Here is a 22,794-nt window from a genome sequence, read left to right on the forward strand (position 1 = left end):
GACGAACCATTGGATTTAGCTGTTCTATGGGGCTTCTCGCATCATGACATCCCCCCCCATCCGCGTCCTCTCCGTCGCCTCCGAAGCGGTGCCATGGGTCAAGACCGGTGGTCTTGCCGATGTGGCGGGAGCGCTGCCCGCCGCCCTCGCCCCGCACGGGGTGGCGGCCACCACGCTGATCCCGGGTTACCGCGACGTGCTGGCCCGGCTGGGCAAGCGGCCGCGCACCGCGCACAAGTGGGCCGACCTGTTCGGCGGCCCGGCGCGGCTGCTGGCCAGGGACGCGATGCTGGTGCTGGACGCCCCGCACCTGTTCGACCGGCCCGGCCGCCCCTATGGCGACGATGCCGGGCACGACTGGCCCGACAACTGGCGCCGGTTCGCCGCTTTCGCCCGCGCGGCCGCCGATGTCGCGGGCGGCGCGGCCAAGGGCCTGCGCTTCGACCTGCTCCACGCGCACGACTGGCAGGCCGGGCTGGCTCCGGCCTATCTGCGCTTTGCCCCGGTGGCCGGCAGCAAGCCGGTTCCCGCGGTCATGACGATCCACAACATGGCCTTCCAGGGCTATTTCCCGGCCGAGGTGTTCCCCCAACTGGGCCTCCCGCGCCAGGCCTGGGCGATGGACGGGGTCGAATATCACGGCGGGGTGGGGCTGCTTAAGGCCGGGCTGGAAAGCGCCCAGGCGATCACCACGGTCAGCCCGACCTATGCCCGCGAGATCCGCCAGCCCGAATTCGGCATGGGGCTGGATGGACTGATCCGCGCCCGCGGTCAGGCGGTCCACGGGATCGTCAACGGGATCGACGGGGCGGAATGGAACCCGGAAACCGATCCCGCCATCGCTGCCCGCTACACCGCCGCAACCCTGCCGGACCGGTCCGCCAACCGCGCCGCGCTGGCAGCCGAATTCGGGCTGGAGGCGGGGGACGGCCCGCTGTTCATCGTTGTGAGCCGGCTGACCTGGCAAAAGGGCATGGATGTCCTGCTGGAAGCGCTGGACCACCTGGTCTGGCTGGGCGGACGGCTGGCCCTGCTCGGCAGCGGGGATGCCGCGCTGGAGGCGGGCTTTCACGCCGCCGCCGCGCGCCATCCCGGCCGGATCGGGGTGCGCATCGGCTATGACGAAGCGCTGTCCCACCGCATGCAGGCGGGCGGCGACGCGATCCTGGTGCCCAGCCGGTTCGAACCCTGCGGGCTCACCCAGCTTTATGGCCTGCGTTACGGCTGCGTGCCCGTGGTCGCGCGGACCGGCGGGCTGGCCGATACGGTGATCGACGCCAATGTCGCGGCCCTGGCGATCGGCGCGGCGACCGGCGTCCAGTTCGACGGGGTCCATCCTGCCGCGCTCAAGGCCGCGCTCGACCGCACCCTGGCGCTGTGGCGTTGCCCCGAAGACTGGCAGGCGCTGCAGCGCGCCGGCATGGCCCAGGACTTTTCGTGGGCGCGCAGCGGCGCGGCCTATGCCGCGCTTTATCGCCAGTTGGTGGCATGACCCGGTTCCGGGTCCGCGCCCCCGAGGCGGGCCAGGTCTGGCTCTGCCTGTTCGAGGGTGATCGGGAGACGCCGCTGCCCATGGCCCGCGATGGGGCGGATTGGGTGCTGGACCATGCCGCGGCCGGTCCCGGCACGCGCTATGGCCTGCGCGCGGCGGGAACCTATGCGCCCGATGCCGGCCTGTGGTTCAATCCGGCCAAGCTGCTGGTCGATCCGCGTGCGGTCACGCTCGACCGCCGGTTCCGCTACGATCCACGGCTGGGCCAGTATGGAGTGGACACCGCCGATCTGGTGCCCCGGGCCGTGGTGCCGCCTGCCCTGCCCGAGCTGTCGCCCCGCCCGCCGATGTTCACCCGTGGGGGACTGGTCTACGAGGTCAACGTTCGCGCGCTGACCATGCTCCACCCGGACGTGCCGGCCAGCCTGCGCGGCACGGTGGCGGCGCTCGCCCATCCGGCGATCCTGGCCCATCTGCGCAAGCTGCGGGTCAGCGCGGTCGAGCTGATGCCAATCGTCGCCTGGATCGACGAGCGCCACCTGCCGCCGCTGGGACTGACCAATGCCTGGGGCTACAACCCGGTGGTGCCGATGGCGCTCGATCCCGGCCTGTGCCCCGGCGGCGTGGCCGAACTGCGCGACACGGTCGCCGCGCTTCATGCCGAAGGGATCGGGGTGCTGCTCGATCTGGTGTTCAACCACACCGGCGAAAGCGACCGGCTCGGCCCGACGCTCAGCTTCCGCGGGCTGGACCAGCGCGGGACCTATGCCCACGACGCTGCCGGAGACCTGGTCAACGACACGGGCTGCGGCAACACGATCGACTTTGGCCAGGCCCACAACCGCGGGCTGGTGCTGGACAGCCTGCGCCACTTCGTCCGCCACTGCGGCATCGACGGGTTCCGCTTCGATCTGGCCCCGGTGCTGGCGCGCGGGCCGGGGTTCAGCCGACAGGCCCCGATCTTCGCCGAAATCGGCGCCGATCCGGTGCTGGCCGATCGGGTGCTGATCGCCGAACCCTGGGACATCGGCCCGGGTGGCTACCAGTTGGGCGGGTTCCCCCCGCACTGGCTGGAATGGAACGACCGGTTCCGCGACGATGTGCGCCGCTTCTGGCGCGGCGATGCCACGGTGACGGTGGGCCAGCTCGCCACGCGCCTGGCCGGATCGTCCGACCTGTTCGGGCCTGCCGATCCGGAACACGGCTGTCGCAGCGTCAACTTCCTGGCCGCGCACGATGGCTTCACCCTGGCCGATACGGTGGCCTACTCCGGCCGCCACAACTGGGCCAACGGCGAGAACAACCGGGACGGCCACGGCGGCGAAGTGTGCTGGAACCATGGCGTAGAGGGGCCGAGCCGCGATCCGGCGGTGCAGGCCGCCCGCGCCGCGGACTTGCGCGCGATGCTCGGCACGCTGTTCGCCGCGACCGGGACGATCATGCTGACGGCGGGGGACGAATTCGGGCGCAGCCAGCAGGGCAACAACAACGCCTATTGCCAGGACAACCCCCTGACCTGGCTCGACTGGACCCATCGTGACACCGCGCTGGAAGACCATGTGGCGGCGCTGGCGGCATGGCGCGCGGCGCGGGTGCCCTGCTTCACCGCCTTCCCGCGCGAGGGCGCCTGGCTGTCGCCATCGGGGGAGCCGATGACCATTCCGGAGTGGGAGAGCCCCGAGACCGGCGGCCTGGCCTATCGCTCGCTGGAGGCGGAGCGGCGCTATGGGGTGATCATAGACCGAGCGGGGCGACGGGTGGAGTTGGACGGCTCAGAAAGCCGCGCCATGAGCGCGGGTCAGTCATAGATTGTCGCAGTTGGCGGGTCGATGATCGGGATCGCATCGGGCCCCGTCGCCGGGTTTCCGGCCTGCGACCCTCGCTGGCGCCGGGCCGCGCGGTATTCGCGGAGGATCGCGCGGATTTCCGCCTGATCCTCCGCCGGCAGGGTCCGGAATTGCTGGCGCAGGCGCTGTTTGCGGGCTTCGGGCAGGCGGCGGTACTGGCGGGCCAGTTCGGCCAGGTCCGGGGGCGTGGGCGCCTCGCCGCGCGCCTCCTGCCGGCGGGCACGCCGTTCAAGGTAGCGGTTGACCTTGGCCGCCGTCTGCGGGTTGGCCTGCAGTCGCGCGATCACCGGGGCGATCCGCTCCGGCCCGGGTGCGGCGGAGGGAACCGCGACGGGTTCCGGCGCGGCCGGTGGGGCGGCCACGGGGCGCGCGCGGGCCGGTCGGGCGATGGACGGGCGATCACCGGCCACCGGCGCCAGCGCTGCGGCCACCACGGCCTGAACCTGCTGCTGCGCGGCGGGCCCGAACACGCCCCGCTCCGCTGCGGCAGCCGTGACCATGACCGTGCCCGAAAGGATCACTGCCCCATAAAGGCCCTGCCGCCACCGCGGCGCGCGACCCGGTGCGCGCCGCGGTGGCAGAGGGGGCACGGCTTCGCCGCTCACCCCCGCCATGACCCGATCCATCCACTCCGCCGAGGGCGCGGGCACGGCAAAGCTGTCCAGCAGCGCGCGTTCCTCGGCCGTGAAGCCTTCGCGCGGATCAGCCATGGCCATGATCGCTCCCTTCCGGTTCGTCCTGCCGCATGCCCGACAGTTCCTGCCGCAGGGCGGAGCGGGCTCGGAACAGCAGCGATTCGAATGCCTTGATGGTCATGCCCAGCATGTCGGCCGCCGCCGCGTTGGACAGTTCCTCGTAATAGGTCAGCACGATCGCGGCCCGCTGCCGGTCCGGCAGCCGCGCGATCGCCTGCCGGGCGGAATGGGCCGCCTGGCCCTGCATGACCAGCACGTCCGCGCCCGGGGTCCCATCCGCCAGATCCTCCGCCAGGTCATCCGTCTCGCTCCGGCGGCTGCGCTGGCGCAACCGGTCCAGGCAGAGGTTGGTGGCGACCGCCTGCAACCAGCCCGGCACCGAGCGGACCGTGCCCGCCTGATCGCCCAGGCGCCAGAGCCGCAACAGGGCTTCCTGCGCGATGTCCTCGGCATCGGCCGGACTGCCCAGCATCCGCGCCGCGATCCGGTGGGGGATCGCGCCGTACCGTTCGACCACCAGCCGGAAGGCCGCGGCATCGCGCCGGGCGATCCGCGCCAGCAAGGCGCCCTCGTCCGTCCCGGCAAGGCCGGTCGGGCGCAGGGCGAATGCGGGGGCGATCGATCGGATCAAGCAGGGATCACACGGACAGGGCCAATCACCGGAGGCTGGGGCGGCATCATTCCCATCCCCCGGCGATCATGCAAGCCTTGGTCAGAGCCCGCGCGCGCGGCCCGTGCCGCTCACGCCGCCACGCCCGGCCACGCCGCCCCGGCCGCTGAACGTGCCCCGGCCCACGGCCACGCCGCGACCGGACACCGTGCCGGTGCCGCGCTGGCGCTGGATCGAACCGTCCGCCCCGCGATAGAACACCGTCCCGGTCCCGCTCACCGTACCGCGACCGACGGCCACGCCGCGCCCGCTGCCTTCGCCGCTGCCGGTCGCCCAGCCCCGGCCTTCCGCCGTGCCCTCGGCCGCTGCGGCCATCGCCGGAGCCAGCACCACCGCGGCGGCCAGACCCAAACCCAGTGCGGACATCCTGATTGCCTTCATCGTCGCCTCCTGATCGGTCACGCGCACTGCACCAGTGCACTGTTCCCCAGACGCCGCTGCCGGAAAAACCCTTCGTGCCCCGCGTCCTTTTTTTCACGGCTTGATCGGGCGGGTGTCGGCACGTCCCCCCCACGGCAACCGGCCCGCCGCGCGGTTGCGCGACGGGCCGGCCGTTCCTCCCCAGGAACTGTGGCGGGATCAGCGCCCGGCGGCGCTGCCGAGACGGTGGTACAGGTTCGAGAACTTGATCGATTCCGGCACGTCCTCGTGCGCGCGCAGATAGAACAGCACGGCCTCGCGGATCAGCTTGAAATCCTCGGTGGACAGGACCGCACGGGCCCGGGTCGGTTCACTCATGGTCCTTCTCCTCTTCAGGTCCCTCCCCCGATCAGCGGGGGAGGGTTTGCTCATGGTCAGGCGGCCGGCATCAGGCCGCGAACTGGTTCATCGTGTTGTGGGCGCCACCGGCCTTGAGGGCCGCTTCGCCGGCGAAGTATTCCTTGTGATCATCGCCGATGTCCGATCCGGCCATGTTCTGGTGCTTCACGCAGGCGATGCCCTGGCGGATTTCCTCACGCTGGACGTTCTTGACGTAGCCCAGCATGCCCTGTTCGCCGAAGTACTCACGCGCCAGGTTGTCGGTGCTGAGCGCCGCGGTGTGATAGGTCGGCAGGGTGATGAGGTGGTGGAAGATCCCCGCCTCACGCGCGGCGTCACGCTGGAAGGTGCGGATCCGCTCGTCGGCCTCGGCCGCCAGCTCGGTGGCGTCATAGTCGACGCTCATCAGCCGCGCCCGGTCATAGGCGGAGACATCCCGGCCCGCCTCGGCCCAGGCGTCGAACACCTGCTGGCGGAAGTTCAGCGTCCAGTTGAAGCTGGGCGAGTTGTTGTAGACCAGCTTGGCCCCCGGGATCACCTCGCGGATGCGCTTCACCATGCCGCCGATCTGGCCGATGTGCGGCTTCTCGGTCTCGATCCAGAGCAGGTCCGCGCCGTTCTGCAAGGCGTGGATGCAGTCCAGCACGCAGCGGTCCTCGCCGGTTCCGGGGCGGAACTGGTAGAGGTTGCTGGGCAGCCGCTTGGGCCGCAGCAGCTTGCCGTCGCGGCTGATGATCACATCGCCATGGCCGATCGCGGTCAGATCGACCTCCTCGCAGTCGAGGAAGCTGTTGTACTGGTCGCCGATGTCACCCGCTTCGCGGACATAGGCGATCTGCTTGGTCAGGCCGGCGCCGAGCGAGTCGGTGCGGGCGACGATCACGCCATCGTCCACGCCCAGCTCCATGAAGGCATAGCGGACGGCGCGAATCTTGGCGATGAAGTCCTCGTGCGGGACGGTAACCTTGCCGTCCTGGTGGCCGCACTGCTTCTCGTCCGAGACCTGGTTCTCGATCTGGATGCAGCAGGCCCCGGCCTCGATGAACTTCTTGGCGAGCAGATAGGTCGCCTCGGCATTGCCGAAGCCGGCGTCGATATCGGCGATGATCGGCACGACGTGGGTCTGGAACGCGTCGATCTTGCCCAGCAGGCGATGCTGGTTGACCGCATCCCCGGCCTCACGGGCCTTGTCGAGCTCGCGGAACAGGCCGCCCAGCTCCCGCGCGTCGGCCTGGCGCAGGAAGGTGTACAGCTCTTCGATCAGTGCCGGGACCGAGGTCTTCTCGTGCATCGACTGGTCGGGCAGCGGGCCGAATTCGCTGCGCAGCGCGGCAACCATCCAGCCCGACAGGTACAGGTAGCGCCCCTTGGTCGAGCCGAAGTGCTTCTTGATCGAGATGAGCTTCTGCTGCCCGATGAACCCGTGCCAGCAGCCCAGCGACTGCGTGTACTGTGCCGGATCGGCATCGTAGGCGGCCATGTCCTGGCGCATGATCTTCGCGGTGTAGCGCGCGATGTCGAGCCCCGTGCGGAACCGGTTCTGCAGCCGCATGCGGGCGACGTTCTCGGCCTCGATCCCGCTCCAGGTGGGAGCGTTGGGAGTGATCGCGCTGCGCGCCTCGGCGATGGTCTGGGAGTAGGTCACGATTCGTTGTCCTTGCAGGGGGGTCTGGTGGCGACAGGCCCCAGCTAGGCCCCGCTCCCCCCTCCGAACAGCCCGATTTCCGTGCGTTTGTGAAACTTTACAGCTCTTCTTTGTAAAGTTGTATTGATCCGTACAACTTTACAGCTATGTGTTGTGCAGGCGTTAACCACAAGCGGCGCACAAGACCCTCATGAGCCAGTCCCGCCCCCTCTACCTTGGCCCCCGCCTGCGCCGCCTGCGCCGCGAACTGGGCCTGACCCAGCAGGCCATGGCGACGGACCTGGACATCTCGCCCAGCTACATCGCCCTGCTCGAGCGCAACCAGCGGCCTGTCACCGCCGAGCTGCTGATCCGGCTCGCGCGGACTTACCAGCTCGACATGGCCGAGCTCGCCACCGAGGATGCCGACAACTATGCCAAGCGGATCGCCGAGGTGATGCGCGATCCCCTGCTGGAGGGGATCGACCTGCCCGCGCTCGAGATCGCCGATCTCGCCACCTCGTTCCCGGGCGTGGCCGAGGCGATCCTGCGACTGCACGGGGCCTATGCGCGCGAACAGCAGATCCTGGCCGACCGGCGCCTGGGTGCGGCGGCGGCGGAGGGTGGCACCCCCGATCCGGTGCGCGCCGTGCAGGAGTTTTTCTCAAACAATCGCAACCACTTCCCCACCCTGGACAGCCGCGCCGAGGAGCTCGCGGTGGAAATCGCCGAGCATGGCGCGGCCGCCGAATGGCTGCGCAAGCGCAAGGGCGTGCGGGTCCGCTTCATGCCGCCCGAGGTGATGGTGGAATCGGTGCGCCGCTACGACCGCCACAACGATCAGGTGCTGATCGACGATTCGCTCGACACCTCGGCCCGCAAGTTCCAGCTCGCGCTGCACATCGCCTGGACCACCATGCGCGACGAAATCGTCCAACTGGCGCGCGCGGCCGACCTGCCCGACAAGTCCGCGGTTGCCCTCGCCCGCCGCAACCTCGCGGCCTATGCCGCCGCCGCGCTGGTCATGCCCTATGACCGGTTTCTGCGCGCGGCGGAAAGCCGGGGCTACGACGTGGCGGCGCTGGGCGGGGTGTTCGGGGCCAGCTTCGAACAGGTCGCCCACCGGCTGACCACCCTGGCCCGGCCCGGGCACGAGGGCATCCCGTTCTTCATGGTCCGGCTCGACGCGGCCGGAAACGTGTCCAAGCTGCTGGATGGGGCGGGCTTTCCCTATGCCCCGCACGGAGGCTCCTGCCCGCTGTGGCGGGTCCATGACACCTTCCGCACCCCCGGCCAACTGGTCACCCAGTGGCTCGAGCTGCCCGACGGGCGGCGTTTCTTCACCCTGGCGCGCACCGTGGGCGGCGAGCCGCGCCATTTCGGCGCCGCGGCGGTGGTCCGCTCGGTCGCGCTGGTCTGCGCCGCCGACCAGGCCGACAAGCTGGCCTATGCCCGTGGAATCGACCCCGCCGCCGTGACCGCCACCCCGATCGGCGTGAACTGCGGCCTGTGCCAACGCGCCGATTGCGAGGCCCGCGCCGTCCCGCCCCGCGGGCGCGACCTGCTGGCCGACGACCAGCGCCGCAGCGTGGCCCCCTTCATGTTCGCGGATCGTTAGGGGGTTCGGCCCTCGCCCGCCACAAACCTGGGCCGTCATGCTGAACGTGTTTCAGCATCCATGACGCCCCCTTTGCAGGTCCGTCCAAGCCGCGGGGAACCTCGCCCGCGACATCATCATGCTCCGCGCGACAGCAGAGATGGATGCTGAAACGAGTTCAGCATGACGAAGCGGATTTGGACAGCAAACATGGCACAAATGAAAAGGGCCCGCCCCTGCGGACGAGCCCTTTCAATCCCACAGAACGATCAGGTCAGCGCAGCGACACCACGTTGTCCGACATGCGCGGATCGCGCCGGTCGCCGCGGTACTGGCTGGCCATCGGCTCGTCGCCGGCCAGCACGATCTCGCCCTCGCCGAAGCCGTTGAAACGGGTCTTCATCGCCGCGCCATAGGCGCCCAGCATGCCGATCTCGATGTAATCGCCCGCAGCGATGTCGGCCGGCAGCAGGAAGGGGCCCTTCATGAAGTCGCCATCGTCACAGGTCGGGCCATAGAAGGCGAACTCGGCCTCGCCCCCGGCGCGATCGGCGTTCAGGCACTTCACCGGGAAGCGCCAGCCGATGTGGGCCGCATCGAACAGCGTGCCATAGGCGCCGTCATTGATGTAGAGCTCGTCGCCGCGGCGCTTCTCCACCTTGACCACCACCGAATTGTATTCGGCGCACAGAGCCCGGCCGGGTTCGCACCACAGCTCCGACGAATAGGACACCGGCAGCGATTCGGCGGCGCGGTGGATCGCGCCGAAGTAATCCTCCAGCGGCGGCGGCTCCATGCCCGGGTAGATCGACGGGAAGCCGCCCCCGACATCGACGATGTCGATGGTCACGGCCGCATCGACGATCGCGGCGCGCACCCGCTCAAGCGCCTGGACGTAGGCGAAGGGGGTCATCGCCTGGCTGCCGACGTGGAAGCAGATCCCCAGGCTGTCCGCCACCTGGCGGGTCGCCTGCAGCAGCGGCCCGGCATCGGCCAGGTCGATCCCGAACTTGGACGCCAGGCTCAGCTCGGAATACTCCGACGAGACGCGCAGCCGCACGCACAGCGCCAGATCGGTCGCGGCCTCGCCGGCGTCATCGGCGGTCGCCGCGACGATCTTGTCGAGCTCTTCCTGGGTGTCGAGGCTGAAGGTGCGCACACCGTGAACCTTGTAGGCCTCGGCAATGGCACTGGCCGTCTTGACCGGGTGCATGAAGCACAGCGTCGCCTCGGGCAGAGTGGCGCGCACCAGCCGCACCTCGGCGATCGAGGCGACGTCGTAATGCGTCACCCCGCTGTCCCACAGGACCTTCAGCAGGTCGGGCGAGGGATTGGCCTTGACCGCATAGAGCGACTTGCCCGGAAACGCTTCGACGAAGAAGCGGGCAGCACGCGCCGCGGCCTGCGGACGGTTCACGATAACGGGTTCGTCAGGCGCGAGGGCGCGGACTACAGCCGATGCGTCGGGATAGCTGTGCAACTCAAGGGACCCCCAATAGGCCTTGCGGCCAGTTAACAACACAAAGCTGCCTTGCGGTTTGGAAGTCCCCATGGGGCAGCGAGCGGCCGGATATAGGGGGGTGCCGGTGAACTGCAAGTGAAAATGGGACCACGTTTTCACAAATCTGAAACATGGCCTGAAAGTGCAGGATAATCGTTGGATTTGCGCGGAAATATGACATTCAGGCGACGGGATTCAGGCGCGTTCCGGCGGGGTCGGACCGGGCTTGGTCAGCGAATCCGCGAATCGACTGCGGCGAAACCGACTGGCCGGGCCAACCGGCTCAGCTCAACCGGTCGCGGAAGCTTTCCCAGTCGAACCGCTTGACGCATTCCAGCGCATCGGTCTGGCTGTCCCACAGCCAGATCGAGGGCAGCGGCACCCCGTTGAACGTGGTGGTCTTGACCATCGAGTAGTGCGCCTGGTCCAGGAAGGCGAAGCGCGTCCCCGGTTCGGGGGGAAACGGCAGGACATAGTCGCCGATCACGTCGCCGGCCAGGCAGGATGGGCCGCCCAGCCGCACCGGGTCTGCCCCGCTCGCCTCGGCATCGCGTTCGCCCAGCATGGCGGGGCGATAGGGGGCCTCGATCACGTCGGGCATGTGGCACGTGGCCGAAATGTCCACGATCGCCACGGGCATGCCGTTCCATTGCGTGTCGAGCACCGTGCCGATCAGGATGCCGGCGTCGAGCGCCACCGCCTCGCCCGGCTCGAGGTAAAGCTCACAGCCGGTCTCGATCTTCACCTGGCGCAGGAAGGCGATCAGGTCCTCGCGCTGGTAATCCGCCCGGGTGACGTGGTGCCCACCCCCGAAATTGAGCCACTTGAGCTGGCCCAGGAAGGGTTCGATGCGCGGCTTCAGGGCCTCCCAGGTCCGCTGCAGCGGGGCGAAGTCCTGTTCGCACAGGGTGTGGAAATGCAGACCGGTGACGCCGTCCAGATGCTCGGGCCGCAACTGGTCGACCGGGAAGCCCAGCCGGCTGTGCGGCGCGCAGGGATCATAGCGCGGCACCTCGCCCTCGGCATGGAGCGGGTTGATCCGCAGGCCGATGTCGAAGGTGCCGTCCTGCGCGTCCAGCAGCGGGCGGAACCGGGCGATCTGATCGGGCGAATTGAAGATCACATGGTCCGAAATGCGGCAGATCTCGGGCAGGTCCTCGGCCTTGTAAGCGGCGCAATACGTGGCGATTTCGCCCCGGTAATGCGCCTCGGCCAGCCGCGCCTCCCACAGGCCCGAGGTGCAGACGCCATCAAGGTATTCCCCCACGATCGGCGCGACCCGCCACATCGAAAAGGCCTTGAGCGCGGCCAGCACCTTGATCTCGGCACGGTCGCGGATATCGGCGAGGACCGCCAGGTTGGCCCGCAGCTTCGCGGCATCGACCACGAAGGCCGGGCTGTCGACGCGGTGAAGGTCAAAGCGGGCGAAGGCGCCCGGATCGCCGGCTCTGGTTTCCATGTCTTTCCAAGATCCCAAGTGTTCGCATCGGCTTCGACAAGCTCAGCCTGAGCGGATGATGGTGATACGACCTGAATGGATGTCTGCTTCCAATGGACAACAACATCCGCTCAGCCTGAGCCTGTCGAAGGCCACGCGCAAGCCGCCCGTTCCCCCCGAACTTCGGCGCCGTCCCCGCCAGGATCGGGGTCCATGTCATCCTCGCAACGTCGTTGCGATTCAGATCCTCCCCATGTGGGCGCAGCACACATGCGGAGGGGGACCGCCGCCGCGTCAGCCGCGGGGGTGGAGGGGCCCTGGCAACGCCGGATTTGGCCCCTCCGTCAACCGCTTGCAGCGGCTGCCACCTCGCCGTTTGCGTCCTGCGGACGAGAACAGGGAGGATCGGCTCTCCCTCAAAACTCGACCGGCCCCGCCAGTTCCTTCACCTGCCACGGCAGGCCCTGCGTGTTGAGCATGGCCATGAACGGATCGGGGTCCATCTGCTCCATGTTGAACACGCCCTCGCCGCGCCAGGCGCCGGTCAGCATCATCGCCGCGCCGATCATCGCCGGGACGCCGGTGGTATAGCTGATCGCCTGGTTGCCGGTCTCGTGGAAGGCGTCCTCGTGATCGCAGATGTTGTAGATGTAGAAGGTCTTCTCGCCCGATCCGTCGAGCGCCTCACCGGTGGCGATGTCGCCGATGTTGGTCTTGCCCTTGGTGGTCGGGCCCAGCGTTTCGGGCTTGGGCAGGACGGCGGCGAGGAACTGCAGCGGGATGATCTCCTGCCCGTTGTACATCACCGGATCGATCCGGGTCATGCCCACGTTCTGCAGCACGGTCAGGTGCGTGATATAGGCATCGCCGAAGGTCATCCAGAAGCGCCCGCGCTCCAGCTCGGGCAGGAACTTCGCCAGGCTTTCCAGCTCCTCGTGGTACATCAGGTACATGTTCTTGGGGCCGACGCCCTCGAACTCGAAGGACTGGCGGATGCTCATCGCCGGGGTCTCGACCCATTCGCCGCCCGCCCAGTGGCGCGCCGGGGCGGTGACTTCGCGGATGTTGATTTCCGGGTTGAAGTTGGTGGCGAAGGCCTGGCCGTGATCGCCGCCATTGCAATCCAGGATGTCGAGCAGGCGGATGGTCTTCAGCTTGTGCTTCTTCAGCCACATCGCGAAGACGCTGGTCACCCCCGGATCGAAGCCCGAGCCGAGCAGCGCCATCAGGCCCTTCTCGCGGAACTTGTCCTGATAGGCCCACTGCCACTTGTATTCGAACTTGGCCTCGTCCTTGGGCTCGTAATTGGCAGTGTCGAGGTAATCGACCCCGGCCTCCAGGCAGGCGTCCATGATCGGCAGATCCTGGTACGGCAGCGCCAGGTTGACCACCAGCTTCGGCCCGATCTGACGGATCAGCGCGGTCAGCGCCGGCACGTCCTCGGCATCGACCTGATAGGTCGCGATATCGACGCCGGTGCGCTCCTTCACCGAGACGGCGATCGCATCGCACTTCGCCAGGGTCCGGCTGGCCAGGTGAATGTCACTGAAAATGCCCGGATTCATCGCCATCTTGTGGACACAGACCGAGCTCACCCCGCCCGCGCCGATCACCAGAACTTTCGCCATGTGCACTCCCATCGATACCGTTCGGGCGCGCCATCGGGCGCCGCTGCTGGCGAACGCCTCTAGGGCAAGGATGTTGCAAGACCAAGGCCCACCTTGGCCCCTTCCCGCATAGGCAGGCCCGGATGGCCGATCGAGCCAGTCGGTTGCCAAGCGGCCCGATCTGCGCCAGTCCTGCGCGCCGGACAGGGGAGACGCGCCGATGAACAAGGCCATGCTCGCGCCCGCCGCCGTGCTGGTGGCGTGGTCGCTGGTGATGATGATGTGGATGGCGCGATCGCGCTTCGCCGCCTTCGCCAATGCCGGGATCGATCTCGGCAAGGCGCGGCCCGGCGGGCGCGGGCAGGATCTGGAAAAGGTGCTGCCGCCGCAGGTCATGTGGAAAAGCCACAATTACGCGCACCTGATGGAGCAGCCGACGCTGTTCTATGCCGTGGTGGTGATCCTGGCCCTGGCCGGGGCCGGCCCCACCGACGTGCGGCTCGCCTGGGCCTATACCGGACTGCGCATCGTCCATTCGCTCTACCAGTCGCTGGTCAACCGGGTGCCGGTGCGCTTCATGATCTTCCTGGCATCCAGCGTGGTGCTGATGGCCCTGGCCGTCCGCGCGCTGATCGCCACGCTCTGAAAGGACCGCCGACATGACCGCAACCGCGATCCTGCAACCCGTGGTCGCCCTGGCCGCCTGGACCATGGTGGTCTGGCTGTGGATGTACGCCGTGCGCATTCCGGCGATGCAACGCTCGGGGATCGACAGCACGGTCACGGTCGGCGGGACCGGCCGCGATCTGGACACGATCCTGCCCGAACGGGTGCAGTGGAAGGCGCACAACTTCGCCCACCTGCACGAATCGCCCACCGTATTCTATGCCATTGCCCTGGTCCTGGCGGTCAGCGGGCATGGTGGCGAAGGCGGCGCGGTGGCCCTCGCCTGGGCCTATGTCGCGCTGCGCCTGGCCCATTCGCTGGTGCAGATGATCTACAACCGGGTGGTGGTCCGCTGGGTGCTTTACACCTTGTCCAACGGGGTGCTCTCGGCGCTGGTGATCCTGGCCGCGCGGGCAGTCGCCTGACCGGTCAGTCGCGCAGGAACAGGCTCGCCAGCTCGACATGGGTCGACCAGCGGAACTGCCCCACCGGCCGCACCTCGGCCAGGCGGTATCCCCCCGCGATCAGCAGGGCGGCATCGCGGGCCCAGCTTGACGGGTTGCAACTGATATAGACGATCCGCCCCACCGTGCTGTCGGCCAGCCGCTCGACCTGGTCACGGGCACCGGCGCGCGGAGGGTCGAGCACGACCCCGGCGAAGCGGTTGAGCTCGTCCGCCAGCAACGGATTGCGGAACAGATCGCGGTGCAGCGCGTGGACCGGGCGTTGTTGGACCGCTGCGGCGGTCTTGCAAGCCAGATGCGCGTCGCGTGCCGCCTCGGCCGCGAGCACCTTGCTCCCCTCCCCCGCCAGGGCGAAGGCGAAGGTGCCCAGCCCGGCGAACAGGTCGGCGATCGCGGGCAGACCGCCCAGCCATTCGCGCGCCGCGCCGACCAGGGCATCCTCCCCGTCCCGCGTCGCCTGCAGGAAACTGCCCGGCGGCAGGGGCACGCTGACCCCCGACAGATTGACCGTGACCGGCTCGGGCTCCCAGATCATGTCCGGGCCATAGCCCTGGTCCAGCGTCAGCCGCGCCAGGCCATGCAGCCGGGCGAAGTCGAGCATGACCTCGGTGATCGCCAGGCCCTCGGTGGTCAGGCCCTTGATCCCCAGGTCGATCCCCTGCTCGGTCAGGGTCAGTTCGACGTCGGCAGCCATCTTGCCCGGAGCGCTGCCCTTGCCGGGCGCCCGGCCCTTGCGGCCCTTGGCGCCGGCGGCGGCCGACTGGCCGATGCGGATCAGCAGCTTGCGCAGATCGGGCAGCAGGGCCACGAATTCGGGCACCAGCACCGGACATTCGGCCAGCTCCACCAGCCGGTGCGAGCCCGCCTCGCGATAGCCGATGACCACCCGGCCGGACGAGCTTTCGGCCCGCAGCGCGGCGCGGCGACGCGATCCCGGGGGCGAGAGGTGCGGCGGGGTGATCCGTTCCGCCCCCAGCTCCTGGCTGGCCGAGGCATTGGCCACCCGCGCCTCGACGAAGGCGGCCAGGCTCTCCTCGTCGAGCTGCTGGAGCTGGCACCCGCCGCATCGGCCGAAATGGCGGCAGACCGGCGCGACATGATGCGGCCCCGGCTGCAGCGTGCCATCGGGCAGCAGCAGATCCCCCGGCGCGGCGCCCCAGGCATAGCGCCCGGACGCGGTCACGCCATCGCCCTTGGCGGCGATGCGCAGGATCTCTTCGGGCTGGCTGGTGTCGGGTGCGCTCACAGGCAGGCCGCGTAGGCGCTTCGCACCGTGGCGGCAAGCTGGCTGGCGGAAAAGGCCGGGCCGGCAAGCCGCGCAGCCTCGCCATGCAGCCAGACGGCCTCTCCGGCGGCCGCGAAGGGATCGCGATGGCTGGCCAGCCGCGCGGCGGCGATTCCCGCCAGCACGTCGCCCGTCCCCGCCACCGACAGCCACGACGAGGCGCGCGGGGCGAAAGCGGTCCGGCCATCGGGCGCGGCGATCACCGTATCCGGGCCCTTGGCGATCACCACGGTACCGGTCGCCTGCGCCAGCGCCCGGGCGCGGTCCAGCCGGGTGCCCTGGCCTGGCTGGGCCCAGGCCCGTTCCAGCGCGACCAGTTCGCCTTCGTGCGGGGTCAGCAGCAACGGGGCGGGATAGCCGACCAGATCCTGCGGCTGCAGCAGCATCAGGGCATCGGCATCGATCACGGCGGGATGACTGTGGCTCAGCGCGGCCACCAGCCGTTGCCGGGCCTGATCATCGCGGCCGAGCCCGGGTCCGACCAGCACGGCCCCGGTCCGCCCATCCCCCAGCAGAGCGAAGCCGCCGGGCACGATATCAGGAGCGCTCTCCCCCGCAGTCACGGTGCCACCCGCGGCGTCGGACGGGGACCGGATCAGCCGGACATAGCCGGCCGCGGCGCCCTGGGCCGCCAGGCTGGCGAGCCGCGCCGCACCCGGCATGGCCCCGGCCACCACGGCCACCAGCCCGCGGCGGTACTTGTGCGCATCGGCACCCGGGGCAGACAGGCAGGGCCGCGCGACCACCCCCGCCGCACCCGGCACCGGCGCGCAGCCGATATCGACCAGCCGCAGTTCGCCCATGGCGGCGCGGGCCGGCATCAGGAAATGCGCCGGCTTCCACGCGCCCAACGCCACGGTCATGGACCAGTCCGGCAGGCCCGGGTTGAGCGCCAGTGCCATGTCGCTGTCGATCCCGCTCGGCACGTCGATGGCGATGCGCAGGGCATGCCCCCGGGCCAGACTGGCCAGCAGGGCCAGGAGTTCACCCGAGAGCGGGCGGGTCAGGCCGCTGCCGAACAGGCAATCGACCAGCACCTCGCCGGTGGGGTCGGCGCCGGGTCCGCTCACCTCGCCGCGGTACAGTCCGCGCGCCGTGCGGGCGGCCTCGGTGCGCGGTTCGGTCGCGGCGATGACCCGCACCCGCGCCCCGCGCTCGCGCAGGGCCTCGGCGATGACATAGCCGTCGCCGCCATTGTTGCCCGGGCCGCACAGCACGGTGACCGCGCGCCCCGCCGCGATCCGCCATACCCAGTCCGCCGCGCCGCGCCCGGCGCGCTGCATCAGGGCATCGACCGAGGTTCCCGCCGCGATCAGATCCGCTTCCGCCGCGCGCATCTGGGCGACGGTCAGGACCTGCGCGGCGGCAGGCGTCACGGCGTCAGTCCAGGTTGAGCTGCGACAGGTCGCGCACCGCGCCCCGCGCGGCGCTGGTGGTCATCGCGGCATAGGCCTTGAGCGCGACCGAAAGCTTGCGCGGCCGCTCCTTGGCGGGCTTCCACCCCTTGGCGTCCTGCGCGGCACGGCGGCGGGCGAGTTCTTCCTCGCTGACCTGCAGCGTGATGGAGCGGTTGGGGATATCGATCGCGATCACGTCGCCATTCTCGACCAGCCCGATCGCCCCGCCCTCGGCCGCCTCGGGCGAGACATGGCCGATCGACAGGCCCGAGGTGCCGCCCGAAAAGCGCCCGTCGGTCAGCAGCGCGCAGGCTGCGCCCAGCCCCTTCGACTTGAGGTAGCTCGTCGGATAGAGCATTTCCTGCATGCCGGGGCCACCCTTCGGGCCTTCGTAGCGGATCACCACCACGTCGCCCGCCACGACCTGCCCGGTGAGGATCGCGGTGACGGCGGCGTCCTGGCTTTCGTAAACCTTGGCCGGGCCGGTGAACGTGAGGATCTTCTCGTCCACGCCCGCCGTCTTCACGATGCAGCCGTCCAGCGCGATGTTGCCGGTCAGCACGGCCAGTCCGCCGTCCTGGCTGAAGGCATGCTTGGCGGAACGGATCACGCCGGTCTCGCGGTCCAGATCCAGCTCGTCCCAGCGGCGGTTCTGGCTGAAGGCGACCTGGGTGGGGACGCCGCCCGGCGCGGCCTTGAAGAATTCCTGCACCGAGGGGCTGGGATTGCGGGCGATGTCCCACTGGTCCAGCGCCTCACCCAGGGTGCGGCTGTGGACGGTCGGCAGATCGGTGTGGATCAGCCCGGCCCGGTCGAGCTCGCCCAGGATCGCCATGATCCCGCCGGCGCGGTGGACGTCCTCCATGTGCACGTCGGACTTGGCCGGGGCGACCTTGGACAGGCAGGGCACCTTGCGGCTCAGCCGGTCGATATCGGCCATGGTGAAATCCACCCCGGCCTCGAAGGCGGCAGCCAGCAGGTGGAGCACGGTGTTGGTCGAACCGCCCATCGCGATATCGAGGCACACCGCGTTCTCGAACGCGCGGAAATTGCCGATCGAACGCGGCAGCACGCTTTCGTCGTCCTGCTCGTAATAGCGCTTGGCCAAATCAACCACGAGCCGCCCGGCCTCGAGGAACAGGCGCTGGCGATCGGCGTGGGTGGCGAGCGTCGAGCCGTTGCCCGGCAGCGACAGGCCCAGCGCCTCGGTCAGGCAGTTCATCGAATTGGCGGTGAACATGCCCGAGCAGGATCCGCAGGTCGGGCAGGCCGACCGCTCGATCGTTTTCACTTCCTCGTCGGAATAGCTGTCGTCCGCGGCGGCGACCATGGCATCGACCAGATCGAGCGCATGCTCCTTGCCGCGCAGGATCACCTTGCCGGCTTCCATCGGCCCGCCCGAGACGAAGACCACCGGGATGTTGATCCGCATCGCCGCCATCAGCATGCCCGGCGTGATCTTGTCGCAGTTGGAGATGCACACCATCGCATCGGCGCAGTGGGCGTTGACCATGTACTCTACGCTGTCGGCGATCAGATCGCGGCTGGGCAGCGAATAGAGCATCCCGTCATGGCCCATGGCGATCCCGTCATCGACCGCGATGGTGTTGAATTCCTTGGCCACGCCACCCGCCGCCTCGATCTCGCGCGCGACCATCTGGCCCAGGTCCTTGAGGTGGACGTGGCCCGGCACGAACTGGGTGAAGGAATTGACCACGGCGATGATCGGCTTGCCGAAATCGCTGTCCTTCATCCCCGTCGCGCGCCACAGACCCCGCGCGCCGGCCATGTTGCGGCCATGGGTGGTGGTGCGGGAACGATAGACGGGCATGGACGGTCTCCGGTGAGTGGCGCTGGGGCGCAGCGGGGTCCCTACTGCAGGTCGCGGGCAGATTGAAGCAGAAAATTACGAAAATGGCGCAGGCAACGAAACAAAACAATTCATGGTTGCGAGGATCGGGTCACTCCCCACCCAGGCCGAGGGCCACCGCATTGGCCACGCGGAACAAGATCTCGGCCCAGCGCGCCTGTCCCGCCGCGTCGGCGATCTGGTCCTGGCGGATCTCGATGCCCAGGTAGGGCCGCCCCTCGGCCTCGGCGTGGCGGTTCATCGTGTAGTTGAGCTGCTTGCCCGAATAGGGCTGCTGATCGCCCACCACGAGGCCTTCGGCTTCGAGCAGGGGCAACGCGAGCCGCGCGGCGCGATCGTCGTTGTTGTACAGCACGGCCACCTGCCAGGGGCGCGGCTTGTCGCAGGTGCGCAGGGCCGGCGTGAAGCTGTGCAGCGACAGGATCAGCGCCGGGGGCATGGCATCGAGCTGCGCGGCCAGTGCGGCATGATAGGGCCCATGGAACCGGGCGATGCGGGCGGCCCGCGCCGCGGCATCCAGCATGTTGCCGGGGATGGCGTGGCCGTCGCTGGCCTCGGCCACAGCGCCGGGCGCGTCCTCTTCGCGATTGACGTCGCAGACCAGGCGGCTGACCCCGCACTGGAAGGCGGCGAAGCCGGGGCGCTGCGCCAGCAATGCCCCCACCTCGGCCACGCCGATGTCGATCGCCATGTGCTCGGTCAGCAGGTCCGGCGCGATGCCCAGGGCGATGTCGGCGGGCACGTGGTTCGAGGCATGGTCCGAGACCACCAGGATGCCGCCGAAGCGCGGGGTGCCAAGCAGGCGGAAGACCTCGCTCATCGCAGCGCCCCGCCCAGGCTCCACCACTCGGGCGGCAGACCGGCCTGCGCGGCGTCGCGCTCGGCGGCGGTCTCGAACAGGGCGAAGCAGGTGGCTCCCGATCCGGACATCCGCACCAGCCAGGCGGCGGTCCCGCGCAGGTAGTCCAGCACGGCGCCGATCTGCGGGCACAGCGCCAGCGCCGGCGCCTCCAGATCGTTGCGTCCGGTCAGCGCGATGTCCCGCACCGAGCCGTTCGGCAGGGCTCCGCGGTCGATCCCGTCCCAGCCCTTGAACACCGGCCCGGTGGCCAGCGGAACGCGAGGATTGACCAGCAGGACCGGCGTTCCGACCAGATCGCTGACGACCGGCTGGAGATCGGTTCCGGTGCCCCGGCCGATCGCGGTCACGCTGTGCACGCAGGCCGGCACGTCGGCGCCAAGACGGGCGGCCCGAAGGGGCCAGTCCGCGGGCAGGCCGTGGCGCTGCTCGACCATGCGGAACACCGCGCCGGCATCGGCCGACCCTCCGCCCAGCCCGGCGGCCACCGGCAGGTTCTTTTCCAGGGTGATCGCCAGCCCGCCCGGCCGCGGCAGGGCGGCCAGCGCCTGGGCGACGATGTTGCCGGACGGATCGGTCAGGACCCCGCCGAACTCGCCGACCGTATGGAGTTCATCGCGCTGTGCGGGAACGACGCTCAATCGGTCTCCCGCGTCGACGAAGGCGAAGACGGTCTCGAGCTCATGGTAGCCGTCATCCCGACGTCGCCTGACGTGCAATGCAAGGTTGATCTTGGCGTAAGCGGTTTCGTTCATGTGTCCTCCCCGGAACGGGGAGGGGGACCAGCCGCAGGCTGGTGGAGGGGCACCTCGTTTCGGTACGCCAGCTTAGCCGCCCGCTCGGCACAAACCGCCACGATCCGTTCGACTGCGCCTGACAGGTCCTCAAGCACAGCCTTGGCGGGCATTCGCAGAGTGGCGACACCTTGAGACCGAAGGTGGTGCGACTTCGCCTTGTCCCGGTTCATGACCTCGCCTGTTTCGTGCGCAAAACCGTCAACCTCGAGAGCTAATCTCACAGCCGGGCAATAGAAGTCGATGACGTATACTCCCGCTGGATGTTGTCGCCTGAACTTGTACCCGCCTGGCCTTTGGCGCAGCGCCCCCCACAAGAGCCGCTCGGGTACGCTCATCTCGCTGCGCAACTTGCGCGCAAGTTTGAGCGTTGAAGCGGGTCCGGTGATCATGGCACAGTAGCGTACACCCGACCGTGCCCCTCCACCATCCTGCGGATGGTCCCCCTCCCCGTGCCGGGGAGGAAACGCACATCACATGTTCGGATAGTTCGGCCCGCCGCCGCCCTCCGGCGTCACCCATTCGATGTTCTGGGTGGCGTCCTTGATGTCGCAGGTCTTGCAGTGCACGCAGTTCTGGGCGTTGATCTGCAGGCGCGGGCCCGCGTCGGCAGTTTCCACGAATTCGTAGACCCCGGCCGGGCAGTACCGCGCCTCAGGCCCGGCGTAGAGCGGCAGGTTGATCCGCGTGGGGACCGAAGGGTCCTTCAGCCGCAGGTGGCAGGGCTGGTCTTCCTCGTGGTTGGTGAACGAGAACGACACGCTGGTCAGCCGGTCGAAGCTGATCACGCCGTCCGGCTTGGGATAGGCGATGGGCTTGTACAGGTCCGCCCGCTGGGTGGCCGAGGCATCGGTGTGGTGCTTCATCGGCTTGGCCAGGCCAAAGCCGAACAGGGTGCGCAGCCACATATCCGTGCCGGCCAGGATCGTCCCCAGATCGCCGCCGAACTTGGCGACCATCGGCTCGGCGTTCTGGACCAGCTTGAGCTCCTTGGCGATCCAGCTATCGCGGACGGCGGCATCGTACTCGGCCAGTGAATCCCCTTCCCGGCCCGCCGCGATGGCCGCAGCGATCGCCTCGGCGGCCAGCATCCCGCTCTTCATCGCGGTGTGGCTGCCCTTGATCCGCGGCACGTTGACGAACCCGGCCGAGCAACCCGCCAGCACGCCGCCGGGGAAATCGAGCTTCGGCACCGACTGCCAGCCACCCTCGTTGATCGCCCGCGCGCCATAGGACACGCGCTTGCCACCTTCCAGGATCTTGCGGATCTCCGGATGCTGCTTCCAGCGCTGGAATTCCTCGAAGGGATAGACCCAGGGGTTCTTGTAATCGAGCGCGCAGACGAAGCCGAGCGCGACCTGGTTGTTGGCCTGGTGGTAAAGGAACCCACCGCCCCAGCTATCGCTCTCCGACAGCGGCCAGCCCTGGGTGTGGATCACGCGGCCGGGCACGTGCTTGTCGGGATCGATGTCCCACAGCTCCTTCATGCCGATGCCATAGACCTGCGGCTGGCAATCGGCCTCCAGATCGTACTTCGCCTTCAGGCGCTTGGTCAGGTGGCCGCGCGCGCCCTCGCAGAACACGGTGTACTTGGCGAGCAGGTTCATGCCCGGCTGGAAATCGCCCTTGGGCTGGCCTTCGCGGTCCACGCCCATGTCGCCGGTCTGGACGCCGATGACCTCACCCTTGTCACCGTAAAGCACTTCGGCGGCGGGGAAGCCGGGGAAGATTTCCACGCCCAGCGCCTCGGCCTGGCCAGCCAGCCAGCGGCACAGGTTGCCGAGCGAGCCGGTGTAATTGCCCTTGTTCGACAGGAACGGCGGCATCAGGGCATGGGGAATGGCCATCTTGCCGTTCTTGGTAAGGTTCCAGTGCCAGTTGTCGGTCACCGGCACCTCGGCCATCGGGCAGCCGTCGTCGCGCCAGTTGGGCAGCAGCTCGTCAAGCGCCTTGGGATCGTAGGTCGCACCCGACAGGATGTGGGCGCCGATCTCGGAGCCCTTCTCGAGGATGCAGACCGACAGGTCGGGGTTGATCTGTTTCAGGCGAATCGCCGTGCCAAGCCCCGCCGGCCCGCCGCCGACGATGACCACGTCATAGGGCATCGATTCCCGCTCGATCGCATCCTGTTCGGCCATTCTTCCCGTCCTGTCTGCAGGAGCGCCACCGGCGCCCTTGATCGTTTTGCTGTTTGCGCCTTGATTGCTGCGCCGCGACAGGTCAAGGCCG

The 22,794-nt window shown here is 68.9% G+C and carries 20 protein-coding genes; 5 read left to right on the forward strand and 15 right to left on the reverse strand.

Annotated elements, in window-relative coordinates; translation table 11 throughout:
* The first annotated feature begins 43 nt into the window (after positions 1 to 43).
* On the forward strand, positions 44 to 1,492 hold the full coding sequence (glgA, locus tag H7F49_RS09665; RefSeq protein ID WP_185683389.1) for a glycogen synthase GlgA: 1,449 nt from the start codon (positions 44 to 46) through the stop codon (positions 1,490 to 1,492).
* Positions 1,489 to 3,300, forward strand: coding sequence for a glycogen debranching protein GlgX (gene glgX / locus H7F49_RS09670; protein ID WP_185683390.1), 1,812 nt, complete (start codon positions 1,489 to 1,491; stop codon positions 3,298 to 3,300). Before glgA ends, glgX begins: the two co-directional genes overlap by 4 nt.
* Here the strand turns inward: glgX and H7F49_RS09675 are convergent.
* The 5 genes from H7F49_RS09675 to H7F49_RS09695 all read right to left on the reverse strand — a co-directional run bounded on the left by H7F49_RS09675 (position 3,291) and on the right by H7F49_RS09695 (position 7,108).
* Positions 3,291 to 4,055 (reverse strand): hypothetical protein, encoded by a 765-nt coding sequence (locus tag H7F49_RS09675; protein ID WP_185683391.1) that lies wholly within the window; start codon positions 4,053 to 4,055, stop codon positions 3,291 to 3,293. The two genes, glgX and H7F49_RS09675, sit on opposite strands and share 10 nt — an antisense overlap.
* Positions 4,042 to 4,665, reverse strand: coding sequence for an RNA polymerase sigma factor (locus tag H7F49_RS09680; RefSeq protein ID WP_185683392.1), 624 nt, complete (start codon positions 4,663 to 4,665; stop codon positions 4,042 to 4,044). Before H7F49_RS09680 ends, H7F49_RS09675 begins: the two co-directional genes overlap by 14 nt.
* A gap of 81 nt (positions 4,666 to 4,746) precedes the next feature.
* The gene (locus tag H7F49_RS09685) at positions 4,747 to 5,085 is read right to left on the reverse strand and encodes a hypothetical protein (RefSeq protein WP_185683393.1); all 339 of its coding nucleotides are present in this window, start codon (positions 5,083 to 5,085) and stop codon (positions 4,747 to 4,749) included.
* Positions 5,086 to 5,283: 198 nt separating this feature from the next.
* A complete protein-coding gene (locus tag H7F49_RS09690; RefSeq protein WP_185683394.1) occupies positions 5,284 to 5,442 on the reverse strand; it encodes a hypothetical protein in 159 nt (52 codons plus the stop codon).
* Positions 5,443 to 5,512: 70 nt separating this feature from the next.
* Positions 5,513 to 7,108, reverse strand: a complete 1,596-nt coding sequence (locus H7F49_RS09695) for an isocitrate lyase (RefSeq protein ID WP_185683395.1) — start codon at positions 7,106 to 7,108, stop codon at positions 5,513 to 5,515.
* Positions 7,109 to 7,298: 190 nt separating this feature from the next.
* On the opposite strand from H7F49_RS09695, the gene H7F49_RS09700 reads away from it, so the two are divergent.
* Positions 7,299 to 8,705, forward strand: a complete 1,407-nt coding sequence (locus H7F49_RS09700; RefSeq protein WP_185683396.1) for a helix-turn-helix domain-containing protein — start codon at positions 7,299 to 7,301, stop codon at positions 8,703 to 8,705.
* A 253-nt stretch (positions 8,706 to 8,958) separates the two neighbouring features.
* Here H7F49_RS09700 and H7F49_RS09705 read toward each other — a convergent pair whose 3' ends face one another.
* The 3 genes from H7F49_RS09705 to H7F49_RS09715 all read right to left on the reverse strand — a co-directional run bounded on the left by H7F49_RS09705 (position 8,959) and on the right by H7F49_RS09715 (position 13,251).
* Positions 8,959 to 10,164 carry a type III PLP-dependent enzyme domain-containing protein gene (locus H7F49_RS09705; RefSeq protein ID WP_185683397.1) on the reverse strand — a complete coding sequence of 402 codons (1,206 nt, stop codon included), beginning with the start codon at positions 10,162 to 10,164 and terminating at the stop codon, positions 8,959 to 8,961.
* A gap of 304 nt (positions 10,165 to 10,468) precedes the next feature.
* Positions 10,469 to 11,644 carry a carboxynorspermidine decarboxylase gene (locus H7F49_RS09710; protein ID WP_185683398.1) on the reverse strand — a complete coding sequence of 392 codons (1,176 nt, stop codon included), beginning with the start codon at positions 11,642 to 11,644 and terminating at the stop codon, positions 10,469 to 10,471.
* Between the two features lie 395 nt (positions 11,645 to 12,039).
* A complete protein-coding gene (locus tag H7F49_RS09715) occupies positions 12,040 to 13,251 on the reverse strand; it encodes a saccharopine dehydrogenase family protein (protein WP_185683399.1) in 1,212 nt (403 codons plus the stop codon).
* 199 nt (positions 13,252 to 13,450) lie between these two features.
* Between H7F49_RS09715 and H7F49_RS09720 the strand changes: the two genes are divergently transcribed.
* Both H7F49_RS09720 and H7F49_RS09725 read left to right on the forward strand, forming a co-directional pair.
* A complete protein-coding gene (locus tag H7F49_RS09720) occupies positions 13,451 to 13,876 on the forward strand; it encodes an MAPEG family protein (protein ID WP_185683400.1) in 426 nt (141 codons plus the stop codon).
* A gap of 13 nt (positions 13,877 to 13,889) precedes the next feature.
* Complete coding sequence (locus H7F49_RS09725) at positions 13,890 to 14,321, forward strand: MAPEG family protein (RefSeq protein WP_185683401.1); 432 nt, start codon at positions 13,890 to 13,892, stop codon at positions 14,319 to 14,321.
* Between the two features lie 4 nt (positions 14,322 to 14,325).
* On the opposite strand, the gene H7F49_RS09730 is transcribed toward H7F49_RS09725, so the two are convergent.
* The 7 genes from H7F49_RS09730 to H7F49_RS09760 all read right to left on the reverse strand — a co-directional run bounded on the left by H7F49_RS09730 (position 14,326) and on the right by H7F49_RS09760 (position 22,703).
* Positions 14,326 to 15,606 carry a class I SAM-dependent RNA methyltransferase gene (locus H7F49_RS09730; protein WP_185683402.1) on the reverse strand — a complete coding sequence of 427 codons (1,281 nt, stop codon included), beginning with the start codon at positions 15,604 to 15,606 and terminating at the stop codon, positions 14,326 to 14,328.
* Entirely contained in the window at positions 15,603 to 17,021 is a 1,419-nt protein-coding gene (locus H7F49_RS09735; RefSeq protein WP_328806651.1) for an NAD(P)H-hydrate epimerase, read from the reverse strand. The genes H7F49_RS09730 and H7F49_RS09735 overlap by 4 nt, the downstream gene beginning before the upstream one ends.
* A gap of 4 nt (positions 17,022 to 17,025) precedes the next feature.
* The gene (gene ilvD, locus H7F49_RS09740) at positions 17,026 to 18,873 is read right to left on the reverse strand and encodes a dihydroxy-acid dehydratase (RefSeq protein WP_185683403.1); all 1,848 of its coding nucleotides are present in this window, start codon (positions 18,871 to 18,873) and stop codon (positions 17,026 to 17,028) included.
* A gap of 130 nt (positions 18,874 to 19,003) precedes the next feature.
* Positions 19,004 to 19,732, reverse strand: coding sequence for an N-formylglutamate amidohydrolase (locus H7F49_RS09745; RefSeq protein ID WP_185683404.1), 729 nt, complete (start codon positions 19,730 to 19,732; stop codon positions 19,004 to 19,006).
* Positions 19,729 to 20,526 carry a 4-(cytidine 5'-diphospho)-2-C-methyl-D-erythritol kinase gene (locus H7F49_RS09750; protein WP_185683405.1) on the reverse strand — a complete coding sequence of 266 codons (798 nt, stop codon included), beginning with the start codon at positions 20,524 to 20,526 and terminating at the stop codon, positions 19,729 to 19,731. The genes H7F49_RS09745 and H7F49_RS09750 overlap by 4 nt, the downstream gene beginning before the upstream one ends.
* On the reverse strand, positions 20,523 to 20,957 hold the full coding sequence (locus tag H7F49_RS09755) for an endonuclease domain-containing protein (RefSeq protein WP_185683406.1): 435 nt from the start codon (positions 20,955 to 20,957) through the stop codon (positions 20,523 to 20,525). Before H7F49_RS09755 ends, H7F49_RS09750 begins: the two co-directional genes overlap by 4 nt.
* Before the next feature lie 81 nt (positions 20,958 to 21,038).
* Positions 21,039 to 22,703, reverse strand: coding sequence for an electron transfer flavoprotein-ubiquinone oxidoreductase (locus tag H7F49_RS09760; RefSeq protein WP_235982061.1), 1,665 nt, complete (start codon positions 22,701 to 22,703; stop codon positions 21,039 to 21,041).
* Positions 22,704 to 22,794 lie beyond the last annotated feature (91 nt).

It is taken from the genome of Novosphingobium aerophilum (assembly GCF_014230305.1).
In the GTDB taxonomy this organism is placed as follows: Bacteria; Pseudomonadota; Alphaproteobacteria; order Sphingomonadales; family Sphingomonadaceae; genus Novosphingobium; species Novosphingobium aerophilum.